The 16,458-nt window shown below is 40.7% G+C and carries 12 protein-coding genes; 8 read left to right on the top strand and 4 right to left on the bottom strand.

Translation table 11 applies throughout. The features are described 5' to 3' along the window. Positions 1-378 precede the first annotated feature (378 nt). On the bottom strand, positions 379-2,607 hold the full coding sequence (locus tag QUE03_RS08945; RefSeq protein ID WP_286267240.1) for an NADP-dependent isocitrate dehydrogenase: 2,229 nt from the start codon (positions 2,605-2,607) through the stop codon (positions 379-381). Between the two features lie 129 nt (positions 2,608-2,736). On the opposite strand from QUE03_RS08945, the gene QUE03_RS08940 reads away from it, so the two are divergent. The 7 genes from QUE03_RS08940 to QUE03_RS08910 all read left to right on the top strand — a co-directional run bounded on the left by QUE03_RS08940 (position 2,737) and on the right by QUE03_RS08910 (position 8,932). Beyond that, positions 2,737-3,402 carry an rRNA large subunit pseudouridine synthase E gene (locus tag QUE03_RS08940; protein WP_434020166.1) on the top strand — a complete coding sequence of 222 codons (666 nt, stop codon included), beginning with the start codon at positions 2,737-2,739 and terminating at the stop codon, positions 3,400-3,402. A 2-nt stretch (positions 3,403-3,404) separates the two neighbouring features. Further along, positions 3,405-3,887, top strand: a complete 483-nt coding sequence (locus tag QUE03_RS08935; RefSeq protein WP_286267238.1) for an NUDIX hydrolase — start codon at positions 3,405-3,407, stop codon at positions 3,885-3,887. A gap of 124 nt (positions 3,888-4,011) precedes the next feature. After that, positions 4,012-5,178: a tRNA 2-thiouridine(34) synthase MnmA gene (mnmA, locus tag QUE03_RS08930; RefSeq protein WP_286267236.1), complete on the top strand. Its 1,167-nt coding sequence runs from the start codon at positions 4,012-4,014 to the stop codon at positions 5,176-5,178. Positions 5,179-5,230: 52 nt separating this feature from the next. Further along, complete coding sequence (hflD, locus tag QUE03_RS08925) at positions 5,231-5,866, top strand: high frequency lysogenization protein HflD (RefSeq protein ID WP_286267234.1); 636 nt, start codon at positions 5,231-5,233, stop codon at positions 5,864-5,866. A gap of 21 nt (positions 5,867-5,887) precedes the next feature. Beyond that, entirely contained in the window at positions 5,888-7,258 is a 1,371-nt protein-coding gene (gene purB / locus QUE03_RS08920) for an adenylosuccinate lyase (protein WP_286267232.1), read from the top strand. 62 nt (positions 7,259-7,320) lie between these two features. Then, positions 7,321-8,466, top strand: coding sequence for a cupin domain-containing protein (locus QUE03_RS08915; RefSeq protein ID WP_286267230.1), 1,146 nt, complete (start codon positions 7,321-7,323; stop codon positions 8,464-8,466). 4 nt (positions 8,467-8,470) lie between these two features. Next, positions 8,471-8,932, top strand: a complete 462-nt coding sequence (locus tag QUE03_RS08910) for a GNAT family N-acetyltransferase (protein WP_286267229.1) — start codon at positions 8,471-8,473, stop codon at positions 8,930-8,932. 93 nt (positions 8,933-9,025) lie between these two features. On the opposite strand, the gene QUE03_RS08905 is transcribed toward QUE03_RS08910, so the two are convergent. Beyond that, positions 9,026-9,427, bottom strand: coding sequence for a DUF4826 family protein (locus QUE03_RS08905; protein ID WP_286267227.1), 402 nt, complete (start codon positions 9,425-9,427; stop codon positions 9,026-9,028). 255 nt (positions 9,428-9,682) lie between these two features. Here QUE03_RS08905 and QUE03_RS08900 point away from each other — a divergent pair, with 255 nt between their 5' ends. Next, complete coding sequence (locus tag QUE03_RS08900; protein WP_286267225.1) at positions 9,683-10,717, top strand: Leu/Phe/Val dehydrogenase; 1,035 nt, start codon at positions 9,683-9,685, stop codon at positions 10,715-10,717. 58 nt (positions 10,718-10,775) lie between these two features. On the opposite strand, the gene ydiJ is transcribed toward QUE03_RS08900, so the two are convergent. Both ydiJ and ppsA read right to left on the bottom strand, forming a co-directional pair. Then, positions 10,776-13,853: a D-2-hydroxyglutarate dehydrogenase YdiJ gene (gene ydiJ, locus QUE03_RS08895; protein ID WP_286267222.1), complete on the bottom strand. Its 3,078-nt coding sequence runs from the start codon at positions 13,851-13,853 to the stop codon at positions 10,776-10,778. Between the two features lie 153 nt (positions 13,854-14,006). Next, positions 14,007-16,388, bottom strand: coding sequence for a phosphoenolpyruvate synthase (gene ppsA, locus QUE03_RS08890; protein WP_286267220.1), 2,382 nt, complete (start codon positions 16,386-16,388; stop codon positions 14,007-14,009). Positions 16,389-16,458 lie beyond the last annotated feature (70 nt).

Below are 16,458 nucleotides of genomic sequence, written 5' to 3'. Positions count from 1 at the left end.
TGCACAATTAAGATATATAATTTATGCTACGCTCAAACACTTTATTTGATAAAGCCATATGGCTTTTTATAGTGGTGAATAAAGTGACCTTAAGTTTAAATAACCCCTTTTGATTTTAATAGTTCAGTTGTTCAAGACCTTTAGCCACGACTTTCGAGTCTATAGTGAAGGTAGCTCGACAATTGATATCAAGATCTTATGAAATCTAACAAAAGTGACTACTTCATCAGGAAATATATGATTAATTGATAGGAAATTAGCGAGTAATGAAAAATACAGTCAACCATAATTGCTTTCTAGCGACAAAAAAGCCCAAGCGATGCTCGGGCTCTTACTAAATCACAATGAAGTTAGCGCATTTTGGCTAGTTCACTAAGCTTATAAAAGCGTCGATAATATAGTATTCAATGTGTCACTTGGACGCATTGCTTTAGATGCTAGCTCGTCACTTGGGAAGTAGTAACCACCAATATCCATTTGAGGGCCTTGAGCGGCATTCAACTCATCAACAATCTTTTCTTCTTGCTTAGTCAAAGCTTGAGCCACTGGACCAAATGCCTGAGCAAGCTCAGCATCACTTGTTTGTGTCGCTAGTGCTTGTGCCCAGTAAAGGCCTAAGTAGAAGTGTGAGCCACGGTTGTCTAATTCGTTTACACGACGTGACGGCGACTTGTTCTCTTGTAAGAACTTAGCTGTTGCTTGATCAAGTGTATCTGCCAAAGTTTGTGCTTTAACATTGCCAGAGAAGGTTGATAAATGCTCTAAAGAAGCCGCTAATGCTAAGAATTCACCTAAAGAATCCCAACGTAAGTGATTCTCTTTTTCGAACTGTTGAACGTGCTTAGGTGCTGAACCACCTGCCCCCGTTTCAAATAAGCCACCACCATTCATTAATGGTACGATTGAAAGCATTTTAGCACTTGTTCCCAACTCCAAAATAGGGAATAAATCCGTTAAGTAATCGCGCAAAACGTTACCCGTAACAGAAATAGTGTCTTCACCTTTAGCAACACGTGCTAGTGTGAACTTACAAGCTTCAACAGGCGCTAGAATGCGAAGGTCTAAACCTGAAGTGTCGTGATCTTTAAGGTAAGTATTGACCTTTTTAATCATCTCAGCGTCATGGCCACGGTTTTCGTCTAGCCAAAATACTGCGGGTGTATTACTTGCTTTTGCACGTGTGACCGCTAATTTTACCCAATCTTGGATTGGAGCATCTTTCGCCTGACACATTCTCCAAATATCACCTTCAGCTACGTCATGCTCAAGTAATGTATTGCCATGACTAACAACGCGCACTTTACCTGTACCAGACATAGTGAATGTTTTATCGTGTGAGCCATACTCTTCAGCTTTTTGTGCCATTAAGCCAACGTTAGGTACTGTACCCATAGTAGTTGGGTTGAACGCGCCATTTTCACGACAAAAATCAACAACAGCAGAGAATACACCTGCGTAGTTGCGATCTGGGATCATGAATTTAGTGTCTTTTTGCTTTCCATCAGGGCCCCACATTTGACCAGAAGCACGCAGCGCTGCTGGCATTGAAGCGTCGATGATGACGTCACTTGGTACATGTAAATTAGTAATGCCTCTATCAGAGTCTACCATCGCCATGTCAGGACGTGTTGTGTATACCGCTTGTAAGTCTGCTTCTATTTCAGCTTTTTTGTCTGCAGGTAAACGAGAGATTTTTGCATATACGTCGCCAATACCATTGTTTGCATCAACACCTAATTGCTCAAAAGTCGTTGCGTGTTTTGCAAAAACGTCTTTGTAGAATACTTTAACCGCGTGACCGAACATGATTGGATCAGAGACTTTCATCATGGTCGCTTTCAGATGAAGTGATAACAAAACATCTTGTGCTTTAGCATCATCAATTTCTTTTTCAAAGAAAGAAACTAATGATGCTTTGCTCATCACAGAGGCATCAATCACTTCTTGATCAAGTAACGTTAGGTTTTCTTTTAATACTTTAACGTCGCCGTTTTCAGCAACAAATTCAATATTGACTGTAGTTGCGCCATTAATTGTGGTTGACTTTTCACTGCCGTAAAAATCACCAGATTCCATATGTGCAACATGTGATTTAGTTGTTGAAGACCAAGCGCCCATAGAGTGTGGGTTATTCTTAGCATATTGTTTAACAGAGCCAGGAGCACGACGATCTGAATTACCTTCACGTAAAACAGGGTTTACTGCTGAGCCTAGTACCTTAGCGTACGTTAACTTGATTGATTCTTCAGCTTCACTTTGTGGCTCTTCTGGGTAATCAGGTAAGTTATAACCTTTAGCCTGTAATTCTTTAATGGTTGCCTGTAACTGTGGAATTGAGGCACTGATGTTAGGTAGTTTAATAATATTAGCTTCAGGCGTTTTTGCTAACTCACCTAATTCTGCCAAAGCATCGCCCATGCGCTGCTCTTCCGTAAGGTATTTTGGAAAATTTGCAATAATACGACCAGCTAAAGATATATCGCGAGTTTCTACATCGATACCAGAAGAAGCAGTAAAAGCTTTGATAATAGGTAATAACGAATGAGTTGCTAGCGCAGGCGCCTCATCTGTAATTGTATAAATGATTTTAGAAGTGTCTTTGCTCATTAAAATTCCTAGTTTCGTTTCGCGTTCAGGTCAGAAAAAAGTGAGTATTTATGTCGCTCACTTAGCCTGTTAAATAATTATTTTAGCCGGCGCATATTACTGGAATTCAAAGTACATTAAAATAGTTGAATACAAACCAATCAAATAAAAACGTGGAATTTTATCTTGACGTCATACAGAAACAGACCAAACACTAGGGTTGGCTCGAAAAACGCCCGAAAGGTACGACCAGAAAATAAAAAACCTCCAGTGACCCCTCAAAACAGAAAAGTGGTGTTATTTAATAAGCCTTTTGATGTTTTATGTCAGTTTACTGATGATCAACAACGTAAAACTCTAGCCGACTTTATCACCGTCAAAGATGTTTATGCTGCAGGCCGATTAGACAAAGATAGCGAAGGACTGCTGTTACTGACAAACGATGGCAAATTACAACATAAAATCGCCAGTCCAAAATTTAAATCCCCCAAAACTTATTGGGTGCAAGTGGAAGGTGAACCAACGGAACAAGCGCTAGAAAAGCTTCGACAAGGCGTTGAACTAAAGGATGGCATGACATTACCAGCTAAAATCAAGCGAATGGATGAGCCCAACGTATGGCCACGTAATCCCCCTATTCGCGAACGAGCCAGTATTCCAACAACATGGTTAGAAATCATTATAACTGAAGGCAAAAACCGTCAAGTAAGGCGCATGACTGCACATATAGGCTTTCCAACCTTGAGACTAATAAGAGCTGCAATAGGTGATTGGACTTTATCAGATCTAGCCTCTGGCCATTTTAAAGAAGTATAACGATGCAAATAGAACAAACGGAATCAGCACACGGTGCTAAGCAGTTTAAGCCCAATACCACTGTTGCAGCCATAGTACATTGCCAAGGGAAATTTCTTGTTGTTGAAGAGATTGAACATGGCAAACGTGTCTTTAATCAACCCGCTGGACACATTGAAGCAAACGAAAGCCTTGTTTGTGCGATTAAGCGAGAGTTAAAAGAAGAAACCGGTTTACGCCTTGAGCCGGACTATTTATCGGGTGTTTACTATTTTCACCGCTCTGATTTGTCACTTTACTTCCTGCGTTTTTGTTTTGTTTTTGAACTTGAAGAGCAACAAGCAGGCACGCCGGAAGACGATGAAATACTAGCAAACCACTGGTTTAGCTACGATGAAATCATCGAGAAAAATGACCAACTAAGAAGCGCTATGGTACTTGATTGTATTGAAGATTATTTAAGTGGGCAGAAAATGCCACTTTCTATGCTAAAAAGTAATTTATAACCTATTAAAACATCTTAGGGCTATGCTATAATTCCGCGCCTTTTTTAGCCGAGTTACAACGTTTTGCTGGTTCAGCGACATAACTAACTCACAATCTAAATTGTCACATGACATAGTAGAAAACATGACATCTTCAAATCAAACAGTAAATATTGAATCAACATTAGGGCCTAATGCCAAAGCACCACAAGATACACGCGTTATCGTAGGTATGTCAGGAGGCGTTGATTCATCAGTTTCAGCCTATCTTTTACTTGAACAAGGGTTTCAAGTTGAAGGATTGTTTATGAAAAACTGGGAAGAAGATGACAATGATGAATATTGCGCCGCTGCTGAAGACTTAAAAGATGCACAAGCCGTTTGTGACAAACTTGGCATTAAATTACACACCATTAATTTTGCCACGGAATATTGGGATAACGTTTTTGAATACTTTCTCGCCGAATATAAAGCGGGTCGTACGCCCAATCCTGACATCATGTGTAATAAAGAAATTAAATTTAAAGCTTTCTTAGAATTTGCTTGTGAAGATTTAGGCGCTGATTATATTGCTACCGGTCATTACGTTCGTCGCGAGTACCGTGATGATAAATGGCTCATGATCCGCGGTTTAGACAACAACAAAGATCAAAGCTACTTTTTGTATACTTTAAGTCACAAACAAGTTGGCCAAACGCTATTTCCTGTTGGCAATATTGAGAAACCTGAAGTACGAGCTATTGCCGAGAAAGCAGGTTTAGTGACGCACAACAAGAAAGATAGCACGGGCATCTGTTTTATTGGCGAACGTAAGTTCAAAGATTTTTTACAAAAATTCCTACCTGCTCAGCCTGGCATCATTGAATCAGCAGAAGGCGTTGAAGTAGGCAAGCACGATGGTTTGATGTATCACACACTAGGACAACGTAAAGGACTTCGCATTGGTGGTTTAGCTGCTGCGGGTGAAGAACCATGGTATGTCGTTGAAAAAGATTTAAAACGCAATGTATTAATTGTAGGGCAAGGACATAATCACCCTCGACTATTTTCTAAAGGTTTAATCGCCAATCAATTACATTGGGTGAAGCGAGACGAAATTACAGAAAGTTTCACTTGCACCGTGAAAACTCGTTACCGTCAAGACGATGTTGAATGTACGGTTAAGCCACTAATTGATAGCGCAAATGATGATCCAACTTTTGAAATAATGTTTGATGAGCCACAAAGCTCGGTAACACCTGGACAGTCTGTTGTGTTTTACCAAGATGACGTATGCCTTGGTGGCGGTATAATTGACACACTGATCCGTTAATTCGATATTTAAAGCAACGACCTATAGATTGAGCGAGAGCCTTAAACGACCCATGAATTTTTCAACGCAGATGAACGAACAAACCGTTACTTTCGCCGCTATTTGTCAAATAGCTAGCGCGGTACAAAAAATTTCACGTACAGGCGAATACAATGAAGAAGCTTTAGCTCTTTTGTTAAATGGTATTACCGTGACATCGCCAAAAAACACCCTAGACGTGTATGGCAGTGATGCCGAAAATGTGAAAGAAGGCCTACAAGTTTTAATCAATCACTTAGGTGACGAAAACAAGCAAAAAGATCCTGAGTTAACTCGCTACATTGTTAGTTTGCTCAATTTAGAACGACGCTTAAGCAAGAACAAAAAGCAATTGAGCCAATTGGGTGAGCGAATCAGCCAAGCAAAACGTCAACAAGATCACTACGACATCACCAGCGATACCATGTTGAACAGTCTCGCTAGTATTTACAGTGATTTAATCAGCCCGTTAGGGGCCAGAATTCAAGTGGCTGGTGAACCCGCTATTTTAAAACAGGAGGCCAATCAACATAAGATCAGAGCCTTGCTGTTAGCAGGAATTCGCAGCGCCGTGCTATGGCGTCAAGTAGGCGGAAAACGTAGAAACATTTTATTTGCACGTTCTAAAATATTGAACTGTGCGAAAAATATATTAAATCAAATACATTAATTCTTATATTGGGAACTCATTATGGAACTTTCAGCATTAAGTGCAATTTCACCTGTTGATGGTCGTTATGGTAGCAAAACTGCAGCCCTACGCCCTATTTTCAGTGAATTTGGATTAATCAAATACCGTGTAACTGTTGAAGTTCGCTGGTTGCAAAAACTAGCGGCTACTGCTGAAATCAACGAAGTCCCTGCTTTTTCAGCAGAAGCTAACGCCGTGTTAGATGCGATTGTTGCTGATTTTAGCGAAGAAGATGCACTACGTGTAAAAAACATTGAAGCAACAACAAACCATGACGTAAAAGCAGTTGAATACTTTTTGAAGGAAAAAGTTGCAGACAACGCAGAGCTTAATGCAGTGACTGAATTCATTCATTTTGCCTGCACGTCTGAAGACATCAATAACTTGTCGCACGGTTTAATGCTAAGCGAGTCACGTGAGCAAGTGTTATTGCCAATGATGGAAGAAATTCTTGCTGAGCTAAAAGCATTGGCAATTGAATATAAATCTATCCCAATGATGTGTCGTACACACGGTCAACCAGCTTCTCCAAGCACCATGGGTAAAGAAATGGCTAACGTTTACGTTCGTTTGAAACGTCAACGTGACCAGATTGCTAACGTAGAAATGTTAGGTAAGATCAATGGCGCTGTCGGTAACTACAACGCTCACGTCAGTGCGTACCCAGAAGTGAACTGGCATGGTTTTGCTAATGAATTTGTTACTTCATTAGGATTAACCTGGAATGCGTTCACTACTCAAATTGAGCCACATGACTACATAGCTGAGCTTTTTGATGCTGTAGCACGTTTCAATACCATCTTAATCGACTTTGATCGTGACATTTGGGGCTATATTGCATTAGGTCACTTCAAGCAAAAAACCATTGCAGGGGAAATTGGATCATCAACTATGCCACATAAAGTTAACCCGATTGATTTTGAAAATTCTGAAGGTAACTTAGGCATTGCCAATGCTTTATTCTCACACTTAGCACAAAAACTTCCTGTATCTCGCTGGCAGCGTGATCTAACTGACTCCACCGTATTACGTAACTTAGGCGTTGGTTTTGGTCATGCATTAATTGCTTATGCTGCCACATTAAAAGGTATTAGCAAGTTACAAGTGAATGAAGAAAATCTTCGTGCAGAGCTCGACAAAAACTGGGAAGTTCTAGCTGAGCCAGTGCAAACGGTAATGCGTCGATATGGCATAGAAAAGCCATACGAGAAACTAAAAGAGTTGACGCGTGGTAAGCGTGTTGATGGCGCATCAATGCGTTCATTCATCATGAACCTTGAATTACCAGAGTCTGTTAAAGCTGAGCTCTGCGAATTAACACCTGAAACTTATATTGGTCGCGCCGAGTCTTTTATCGCTGAACTGGACTAATTCGCCACCGTTGCCAACAATAAAGGGGTTCTTTTGAATCCCTTTTTTATTGAGAAAAAAATATGTATGAACTTAATTGGGGCGACTTAACCCCTGAATTATTTCTTAAAGAATACTGGCAGAAAAAACCACTGATCATTAAGAATGGTTTCAAACAGTTTGCCGATCCCATTGCTGCTGATGAATTAGCTGGGCTCGCGATGGAAGAAGAGATAGAGTCTCGCATTATTGCTCACCAAAATTTTTCTGATTGGCAAGTAAGCCATGGCCCATTTGAAGACTTTTCAGATCTTAAAGAGCAAGGCTGGACGTTGTTAGTGCAAGCCGTCAATAACTGGTCTGATAAAACGAATGACTTGCTACGTCCATTTAAATTCGTGCCTAACTGGCGCATAGATGACGTCATGGTTAGTTTTTCAACACCCGAAGGTGGCGTTGGCGCACATTTAGATCAATATGATGTGTTTATAATCCAAGGCTCTGGCAAGCGTCGTTGGCAAGTTGGACTGCCAGATTCTTCACTAGAACAACTCGTGCCGCATCCAGATTTAAAGCAAGTTTCTTCTTTTGCCCCCGTGATAGATGTTATCACTGAGCCTGGTGATATTGTCTATATTCCGCCCAATCATCCACATAATGGCGTAGCATTAGAAAATTCACTAAATTACTCAATTGGCTTTCAGGCGCCAAGTGGCCAAGAACTCGTTTCTGCATTTGCGGATACTTTGATTGATCAAAACATTGGCTGCGAACGCTTTGGTGATGCTGGTCGAAAAATAGCAAAACAACCTGAATTGTTAACCAGTGGCGACTTAGCAAGTTTAAAACGATTCATGCTTAGTCATTTAAATGATGATGAATTGTTTAGCCATATGGTGTCTACGTTCACAACGAGTTCACATCACGCGTTAGAAATTTTAATGCCAGTAGAAAAATTTACTGAAGAGACAGTTACAGATTTTCTCAATACAGACGGTATTTTGGTTCGCCCAGTATTGGGGTTGAAATCTCTAATCAACCAGCAAAACAATTGCTTGTACATTAATGGCGATCAAATCGTACTAGATAGTGATACGAAAGCGCTTGGACTTTTGCTAGCACAAAACGCAACTATGACCACAGAAAAGCTAAAAAGTTTCTCAGATTGTTTGAAAAACGTACAAATGTTAACTACTGTTTTAAATATGGGATATTGGTATATAGATTAGACAAGTGCCTTATAGTGTAAGCCGAGTACCTTGGGAACAAGCGGAGCCTTTACTTAAAGACGTGCGAGAGCGCGTCTTTATATGCGAATACCGAATTCCCAAAAGTATTGAATTTGATCGAAAAGATCGTACGGCTTATCACATGTTAGTTTGTGATGACATAACCCAAGAGCCTATCGCTACGGGACGCATTTTAAATACTGGAGAAATAGGTCGCATCGCTGTCGTGATGGAACATCGTAAGCTGAAATTAGATCAAATTGTCATTCAAGGGTTGATGCAAATAGCTAAAGAACTCTCCTTAAATGAAGTGTTCATTCATAGCCCATTAGATGCTGTTGAATATTTTAGGAAAAATAAGTTTTATACGGTTGGCTCTGTTTTTATGGAGGCGGGATTACCAAAGCAGCGTATGGCCTGCCCTATTGATTGCATCAACTATAACAAATGCTACCTAAGTCACTGAATATCGTCCTGATCACCGACTGCCTTTAGGCTATTTTAACGTCCAACCTTAAACCTTCTCTATACATTCCATTGATTGTTATTCAATCAATAATTATTGCCACAGTACATCATCATTATAAAGATCGTATAACTTGTCAGCCTGACTAACCAAGCGCTGGCCAAATTCATGTTGTTTACAGTCTTCACTCGAAAGCATATTTTCTGCTTGTAGCTGCCACTTCATTGAAAAATGCCGCATTGCCTCCCTAGCATTATTTGCTGTTTCAGCATGGACGTGATCAGTAGAAAGTTGAGCACTTAGTACCCAATACAACTGCCCTGTTGCATCTTTAAGTAACCAAACAGCGATCGAAGGTACAAGATAACGACTTTGTTCAAGGATTACGGTAGATGTAATAATTCCTTTTGTTGCAAGGTACTTAGTAGCAGCCTGGTATTGTTCTTTAATCCATGCGGATTGTTGTTCTTCAGTTAGTGCCGCGTTATCGGACATTTAGTATCGCCTCTTATTATCTGTAATTGAGTATAAAACATTTCATTAAGATACTTAATATGTACTTAATAGTTAACACTTGAACACAAGTTTATTTGAGCTATTAGCTAGATTGCCTAAAATCTAAATGCTATGGTGCGCGCCGAAATATTACAACAATGTTCAAGTAAATGTGAATCAGAAGACTAAAATAAAATAACCCTTTTGAGTATAGAAATACTCTACTTGAACACCTTTTAACCTTGGAGACATACAGTGGCTTTTTTCGATTTAGTAGACTTTGATCATCATGAACAAGTCGTTTTCTGTAGCGACGAAGAAACAGGCTTAAAAGCAATTATTGCGGTACACAGCACAAAGTTAGGTGCTGCGGTTGGTGGTTGTAGAATGTGGGACTACGCAAGTGATGAAGAAGCGTTAGTTGACGTTTTACGTCTATCTCGTGGCATGACATATAAAAATGCCATGGCAGGCTTGACCATGGGTGGTGGAAAATCAGTTATTATTGGTAACGCTAAAGAAATCAAATCTGAAGCACTTTTTAAAGCATTTGGTAATGCGTTAAATGGCTTAGGTGGACGCTACGTTAGCGCTGAAGACGTCAATATCACTACAGCAGATATTGCCATTGCTAATACAGTAACACCTTATGTAACAGGCACTGAAGGTAAAAGTGGAAACCCTGCACCATTCACAGCATTAGGTACCTTTTTAGGCATTAAAGCCGCTGTTAAGCATAAACTAGGCACAGGCGATTTAACTGGACTGCGCATCGCTATTCAAGGGTTAGGTAGTGTTGGTTATTACTTGTGTGAACATTTACACAAAGCGGGCGCAAAATTGGTAGTTACCGACTTAAATCAAGAAGCACTTGATAAAGTAGCCACTGAGTTTGGCGCTGACGTTGTTGGTTTGAATGAAATTTACGACCAAGATGTTGATGTATATGCGCCGTGTGCACTTGGCGCAACAATTAACGACAGTACCATTGATCGCATTAAGGCTAAGATCGTTGCTGGTTGTGCCAATAATCAATTAGCAGAGCCAAGACATGACCACGCTTTAGTTGAACGTGGTATTTTGTACGCACCTGATTATGTAATCAATGCCGGAGGCATCATCAATGTGTCTTTCGAAGAAGATTACTGCATTGATCAAGCGACCGCTAAAGTTGAAGAAATTTATTCTACTTTGTTGGATGTATTCAATAAAGCTGATGCTGAAAACAAACCAACGGGTATGGTAGCTGATGAAATGGCTCGCGAAATAATCGCTCGAGGCGGTAAGTAATTGCTGTAATGTTGTTAATAAAAAAAGGCGCTAAAGCGCCTTTTTTTATTGAGTAAATCTATGTCTTTATATGCAACTCGTTAATCGCTTCTAATAATGCCTGTACGGGGTGACGAGACTTAATGCTAGCAAACCGTTTAGCTTGGCTTCGACATGAAAAACCAGTCACCAACACTTGTTCATCTGATAATGCGTCAAGAGGTGCTTGCCAACTCATTTCAAACAATGACCTTGAGTTATCCAAATTAACCGCTTCATGGCCATAAGTACCCGCCATACCGCAACAACCCACACTCACTTTTTCAACCACTAAGCCAAACGTTTTGAAAATATCAATCCATTGGCTTTCACTTTTAGGCAGTGCTGTTTTTTCCGTGCAATGACCAAACAATTTAAACGGTGTTGGCTGTTTAGCGACTGGTAGCGCGAATGATTCAACATCTATTGTACCAATCGCAGTAACAAGCCATTCATGAGCTAGCTGGACATTAAACTCGCCGCGCTGATCTCCTAATATTTGTTTATATTCATCTCGATAGCAAAGCACTAATGAAGCGTCCATGCCTACCATAGGTAAGCTGAGCTCATGTAATTGGTTTAAGAAATCTGCACTATTCTTGGCAGTTTTAGCAAAACGTTTTAGGAAACCTTTAACATGCTGTGGTTTACCATTAGGCTTAAACGGCAATAATATTGGATTAAAGCCAAGCTTTTGAGCCAGCAACATCATGGATTCCACGGTATTTGCGTCATAAAATGAGGTAAAAGGATCTTGGACAATAAGCAACGTTTTAGCTTTTTCTTCATCAGAAAAATTGGTTAACGCGTCAATATCGAATCGTTCGAATCTATCTGCTACACGTTTATTAAGTGTTGGTATAGATAATAACGGTGTATCCACATAGCCAATAAATTTACGGCTAAACGACTTATATAATGGCGTATTTAATACACTATTTACAATTTTTGGCATCGTTGCCATCACGGGCGCCAATTGCTCAACATTTGCGACAAGATGGTCAGTTATTGGTCTAAAGTACTTTGAATGATAAAGGTTGATAAAACGCGATCTAAAATCTGGTACATCAACTTTGACTGGACACTGACTAACACAGGCTTTACACGCCAAGCAGCCTTTCATCGCAGACATCACTTCATGAGAGAAATCCTCCTTAGTGTCAGCGCTAAAACCATTCGAAATTTTATTCAGCAAACGTTTGACTGACCAACCGCTGATTTCCTGCTCAAGCGACAGAACATCAACGCCTTGGCTCTCGACTAGTCTAAGCCATTCACGCATTAACCCTGCTCGACCTTTAGGAGAGTGTCGTCGATCGCGTGTAACTTTACTCGATGGGCACATAGGGCTTGTGACGTCGTAGTTAAAACACAGACCATTGCCGTTACAGCCTAGCGCTGACTCGAATGAGGTTTTAACTGCCGTTGGGATTTGACGATCAAAATATCCACGTTTTACGCCATCAACAGAAACAAGCGCTTCTTGAGAGTCAATTGGCGTACAAATTTTACCGGGATTCATTTTATTGAGCGGATCGAACGCCGACTTTATTTTTCTCAGCTCAGTGAACAGTACCTCACCAAAAAATTCAGGGCCGTATTCACTACGATAACCCTTCCCGTGCTCACCCCACATTAAACCACCATATTTAGCAGTTAATGAAACTACTTGATCGGAAATTTGACGAAGCAATTTCTCTTGTTCAGGATCGCACATATCAAGTGCAGGCCTTACATGTAAGACACCGGCATCAACATGCCCAAACATGCCGTAATGTAGGTTATAGCTATCAAGCAGAGCTCTAAATTCAACAATAAAATCAGCTAAATTTTCAGGTGGCACTGCCGTATCTTCAGCAAAGGCTAACGGTTTTTGGCTTCCCGCTGTATTACCGAGCAAGCCAACCGCTTTTTTACGCATAGCGTATAAGCGATTGATACTGGCTAAATCGTAAGTTACTTGAAAGCCGATAACGCCCTTATCACTATCGATGTCTTGAGCCAATGTTTGCTCTAGTGTCCCTATACGTGATTTTAATGCGTCAATATTATCATCGTTGTACTCGACAAGGTTTATACCATCCATGACTTTACCAGGCACTTCCGTGATTAAATCACTAACCGAGTGCCAGACAATATCTTGTTTCGCTAGATTCAGTACTTTGCTGTCTATCGTTTCTACTGACGTTGCATTTGCCTTAACTAGGCTTGGTGAATGACGAAGTGCCGAGTCAAAACTGTCGTATTTAATATTGACGATCGCTTTGGCTTTTGAAATGGGCGTTAAGTTAAGTTTAGCTTCGCAAACAATGGCAAGCGATCCTTCAGAGCCCGTGATCACGCGGGAGAGATCAAATGTTGTTAAGTCAACATCGAATACGTTTTCTAAGTCATAACCCGTTAAAAAGCGATTGAGACGTGGAAACGTTGATAAAATAAGCTCACGGTTGTCGCGACACGTATTGTAAACCTGCCCGACAATTTTCCCGAGACTAGTGTGCTCTTGACCAACACGCTCAGCTTCTTCAATAGGCATTGGAAATGTTTCTATCAATTCGCCATTAGCCAGTACGCTACTCAGTCCTAAAACATGGTTGGAGGTTTTACCATACACCAAAGAGCCTTGACCGGATGCGTCCGTGTTGATCATGCCACCGATGGTTGCCCTATTACTAGTCGATAAATCAGGTGAGAAGAAAAAACCGTAAGGACGCAAGTAATCATTGAGTTGATCCTTAACCACACCCGCTTCTACTTTTACCCAGTTTTCTTGAACATTAATTTCTAAAATACGATTCATGTATTTTGATAAGTCAATAACAATCCCTGGCGTTAAACTTTGACCATTGGTACCAGTACCGCCGCCTCTTGCACTGAATTTTATGTTTTGGAAACGTTGTTGGTTTGCCAGCCCTGTAATAAGTTGAACATCGTTCTTGGTGCGAGGGTGAAGCACTAATTGTGGGAGCTGTTGATAAACACTGTTATCTGTTGCGACAGCGAGTCGCGCGCTGTATTGGTTATTAATTTCACCCGTAAAAGCAGTTTGCTTTAGAGCGTTAATGAAATCTTGGTAAATAGGTTTAATTAATTCAACAGGGTCTAACCGAGGTAACATAGCGTAATTTTGCGTAACAACATTATTGAGGTGATGAAGTATAACACGCTAAAAAGTGATGTTTAGGGGTTGTGGGAGAGAAAAATAAAAAAGCTTAAGAACATTTAATTTGCTCTTAAGCTTTTATCAATATTTTTGGCTAGTATTTATTCGCTAGCTTACTTTACCTTCTTGCTCAGCCAAATATAACCAAGTAGGTAATACTGTATCTGGGTTGAGTGACACACTATCGATGCCCTGCTCCACTAACCAATGAGCAAAATCTGGATGATCTGACGGCCCTTGACCACAAATACCGACGTATTTTCCACGCGCCTTACAAGCTTTGATTGCCATTTCTAATAGCATCTTAATAGCAGGATTACGCTCGTCAAATAAATGAGCAATCAAGCCTGAATCACGATCCAAACCAAGTGTTAGCTGAGTTAAATCGTTAGAGCCAATTGAGAAGCCATCGAAATAATCTAAGAACTGATCAGCAAGCAATGCGTTAGATGGCAATTCACACATCATGATAATTCTTAAGCCGTTTTCACCACGTTTTAAGCCGTAGCTTTCAAGTATCTCAATAACCGCTGCCGCTTCGTCTAACGTACGAACAAATGGGATCATGATCTCGACGTTACTAAAGCCCATGTCATTACGTACACGTTTAATCGCTTCACACTCTAGTGCAAAACACTCTCTGAAATCTTTTGAGATGTAACGTGACGCACCACGGTAACCAATCATTGGGTTTTCTTCATCCGGCTCAAACTCTTCACCGCCCACTAAGTTAGCGTATTCGTTTGATTTAAAATCAGACATACGTACGATGACTTTTTCTGGTGAGTATGCCGCCGCTAGTGTTGAAATACCTTCAGTTAGTTTCGCAACGTAAAACTCTACAGGACTTTCATAACCGGCAATAATATCAGTAATTTCTTCTTTTAAATCACGTGACTGTTCATCAAAGTTTAATAATGCCTTCGGGTGAACACCGATCATTTTATTAATAATGAACTCTAAACGTGCTAAACCAATACCTGCATGTGGTAATCGAGCAAAAGCAAATGCTCGGTCTGGGTTGCCGACATTCATCATTATTTTAAGTGGTAGCTCAGGCATAGAGTCCACTTCTGATGTTGTCACGGTGAAGTCCAGTTTACCTTGGTAGATGAAACCGGTATCACCTTCAGCACAAGAAACGGTCACTTCATCACCATTAGCAATTTTTGAAGTTGCATCACCACAGCCAACAACCGCCGGGATCCCCATTTCACGTGCGATGATTGCTGCGTGACAAGTACGTCCACCACGGTTAGTAACAATCGCAGAAGCTCGCTTCATGATAGGCTCCCAATCAGGATCTGTCATGTCAGTGACTAATACATCACCCGGCTGGATTTTGTCCATTTCGTCTAATGAAGACAGTACTTTTGCTTCACCTGAGCCAATTTTGTGACCAATTGAGCGACCTTCACAAATAACATTAGCTGATTCTTGTAATTGGAATTGTTCCATCACATTGGCATTTTCTCGGCTGCGCACTGTTTCAGGGCGGGCTTGAACTATATAAAGCTTACCGTCGAGACCATCTTTTGCCCACTCAATGTCCATCGGACGTTGATAATGCTTTTCAATGATCACTGCTTGTTTGGCAAGTTCCATTACTTCATCATCTGTCAATGAGAACTGGTTTGACTGTGCTGGTTCAATATCAACAATTTCAACCTGCTTGCCATGCTCTTGCGTGTCTGCATAGATCATCTTAATCGCTTTTGAGCCGATATTACGACGAACAACAGCGGGGTTGCCTTTGGCCAGTGTTGGTTTGTGTACATAAAATTCGTCAGGGTTAACTGCGCCTTGTACAACCATTTCACCTAAACCAAAACTTGAAGTGACAAAGACTACATCTTCAAAGCCTGATTCTGTATCAATAGAGAACATTACACCACTTGACGAAATATCGGAGCGAACCATACGCTGAATACCCGCAGATAAGGCCACGCCACGGTGGTCGTAGCCTTGGTGAACACGATAAGAGATTGCACGATCGTTAAAAAGAGAGGCAAAAACGTGTTTAATCGCGACCATGACCGCGTCTAAACCTTTTACATTGAGGAAAGTTTCTTGCTGGCCCGCAAAGGAGGCATCAGGCATGTCTTCTGCCGTTGCTGATGAACGTACAGCGAATGAAGCATCTTCGGTGAATTCGCCAGCAAGTTTAGCATAGGCTTGTTCAATATCGTCCTGCATTTGCGGTAAGAACGGCGTATCAATAATCCATTGACGGATTTTAGCCCCACATTCACCTAAGGCATGAATATCGCTTACATCAAGAGTATCAAGCAATTGATAGATCTTGTCGTTGAGGCCACTTTGCTCTAGAAATTCATTAAACGCGTACGCTGTAGTAGCAAAACCACCAGGCACTTGTACGCCAACATTGGCAAGGTTTGATATCATTTCACCAAGCGATGCGTTCTTTCCGCCAACTCGCTCAACGTCATTCATCCCTAATTCTTCATACCAAAGTACGTTTTCTTGCACGACATAATCTCCAAGATAAATAAATAAAAGTGTATACGTAAATCCCTTAATTTCATGCAAAACTAAGATG

Origin of the sequence: Thalassotalea atypica, from assembly GCF_030295975.1 — a bacterium.
Lineage (GTDB): Bacteria > Pseudomonadota > Gammaproteobacteria > Enterobacterales > Alteromonadaceae > Thalassotalea_F > Thalassotalea_F atypica.
The sequence above is the reverse complement of the archived record's forward strand: the minus strand, read 5'-3'. Positions and strand labels throughout refer to the sequence as shown.

Coding starts and splice junctions, on each gene's coding strand:
- QUE03_RS08915 (WP_286267230.1), top strand. CDS start 7,321: ATGTATGAACTTAATTGGGGCGACTTAACCCCTGAATTATTTCTTAAA.
- hflD (WP_286267234.1), top strand. CDS start 5,231: ATGAATTTTTCAACGCAGATGAACGAACAAACCGTTACTTTCGCCGCT.
- QUE03_RS08945 (WP_286267240.1), bottom strand. CDS start 2,607: ATGAGCAAAGACACTTCTAAAATCATTTATACAATTACAGATGAGGCG.
- QUE03_RS08905 (WP_286267227.1), bottom strand. CDS start 9,427: ATGTCCGATAACGCGGCACTAACTGAAGAACAACAATCCGCATGGATT.
- mnmA (WP_286267236.1), top strand. CDS start 4,012: ATGACATCTTCAAATCAAACAGTAAATATTGAATCAACATTAGGGCCT.
- ydiJ (WP_286267222.1), bottom strand. CDS start 13,853: ATGTTACCTCGGTTAGACCCTGTTGAATTAATTAAACCTATTTACCAA.
- purB (WP_286267232.1), top strand. CDS start 5,888: ATGGAACTTTCAGCATTAAGTGCAATTTCACCTGTTGATGGTCGTTAT.
- QUE03_RS08935 (WP_286267238.1), top strand. CDS start 3,405: ATGCAAATAGAACAAACGGAATCAGCACACGGTGCTAAGCAGTTTAAG.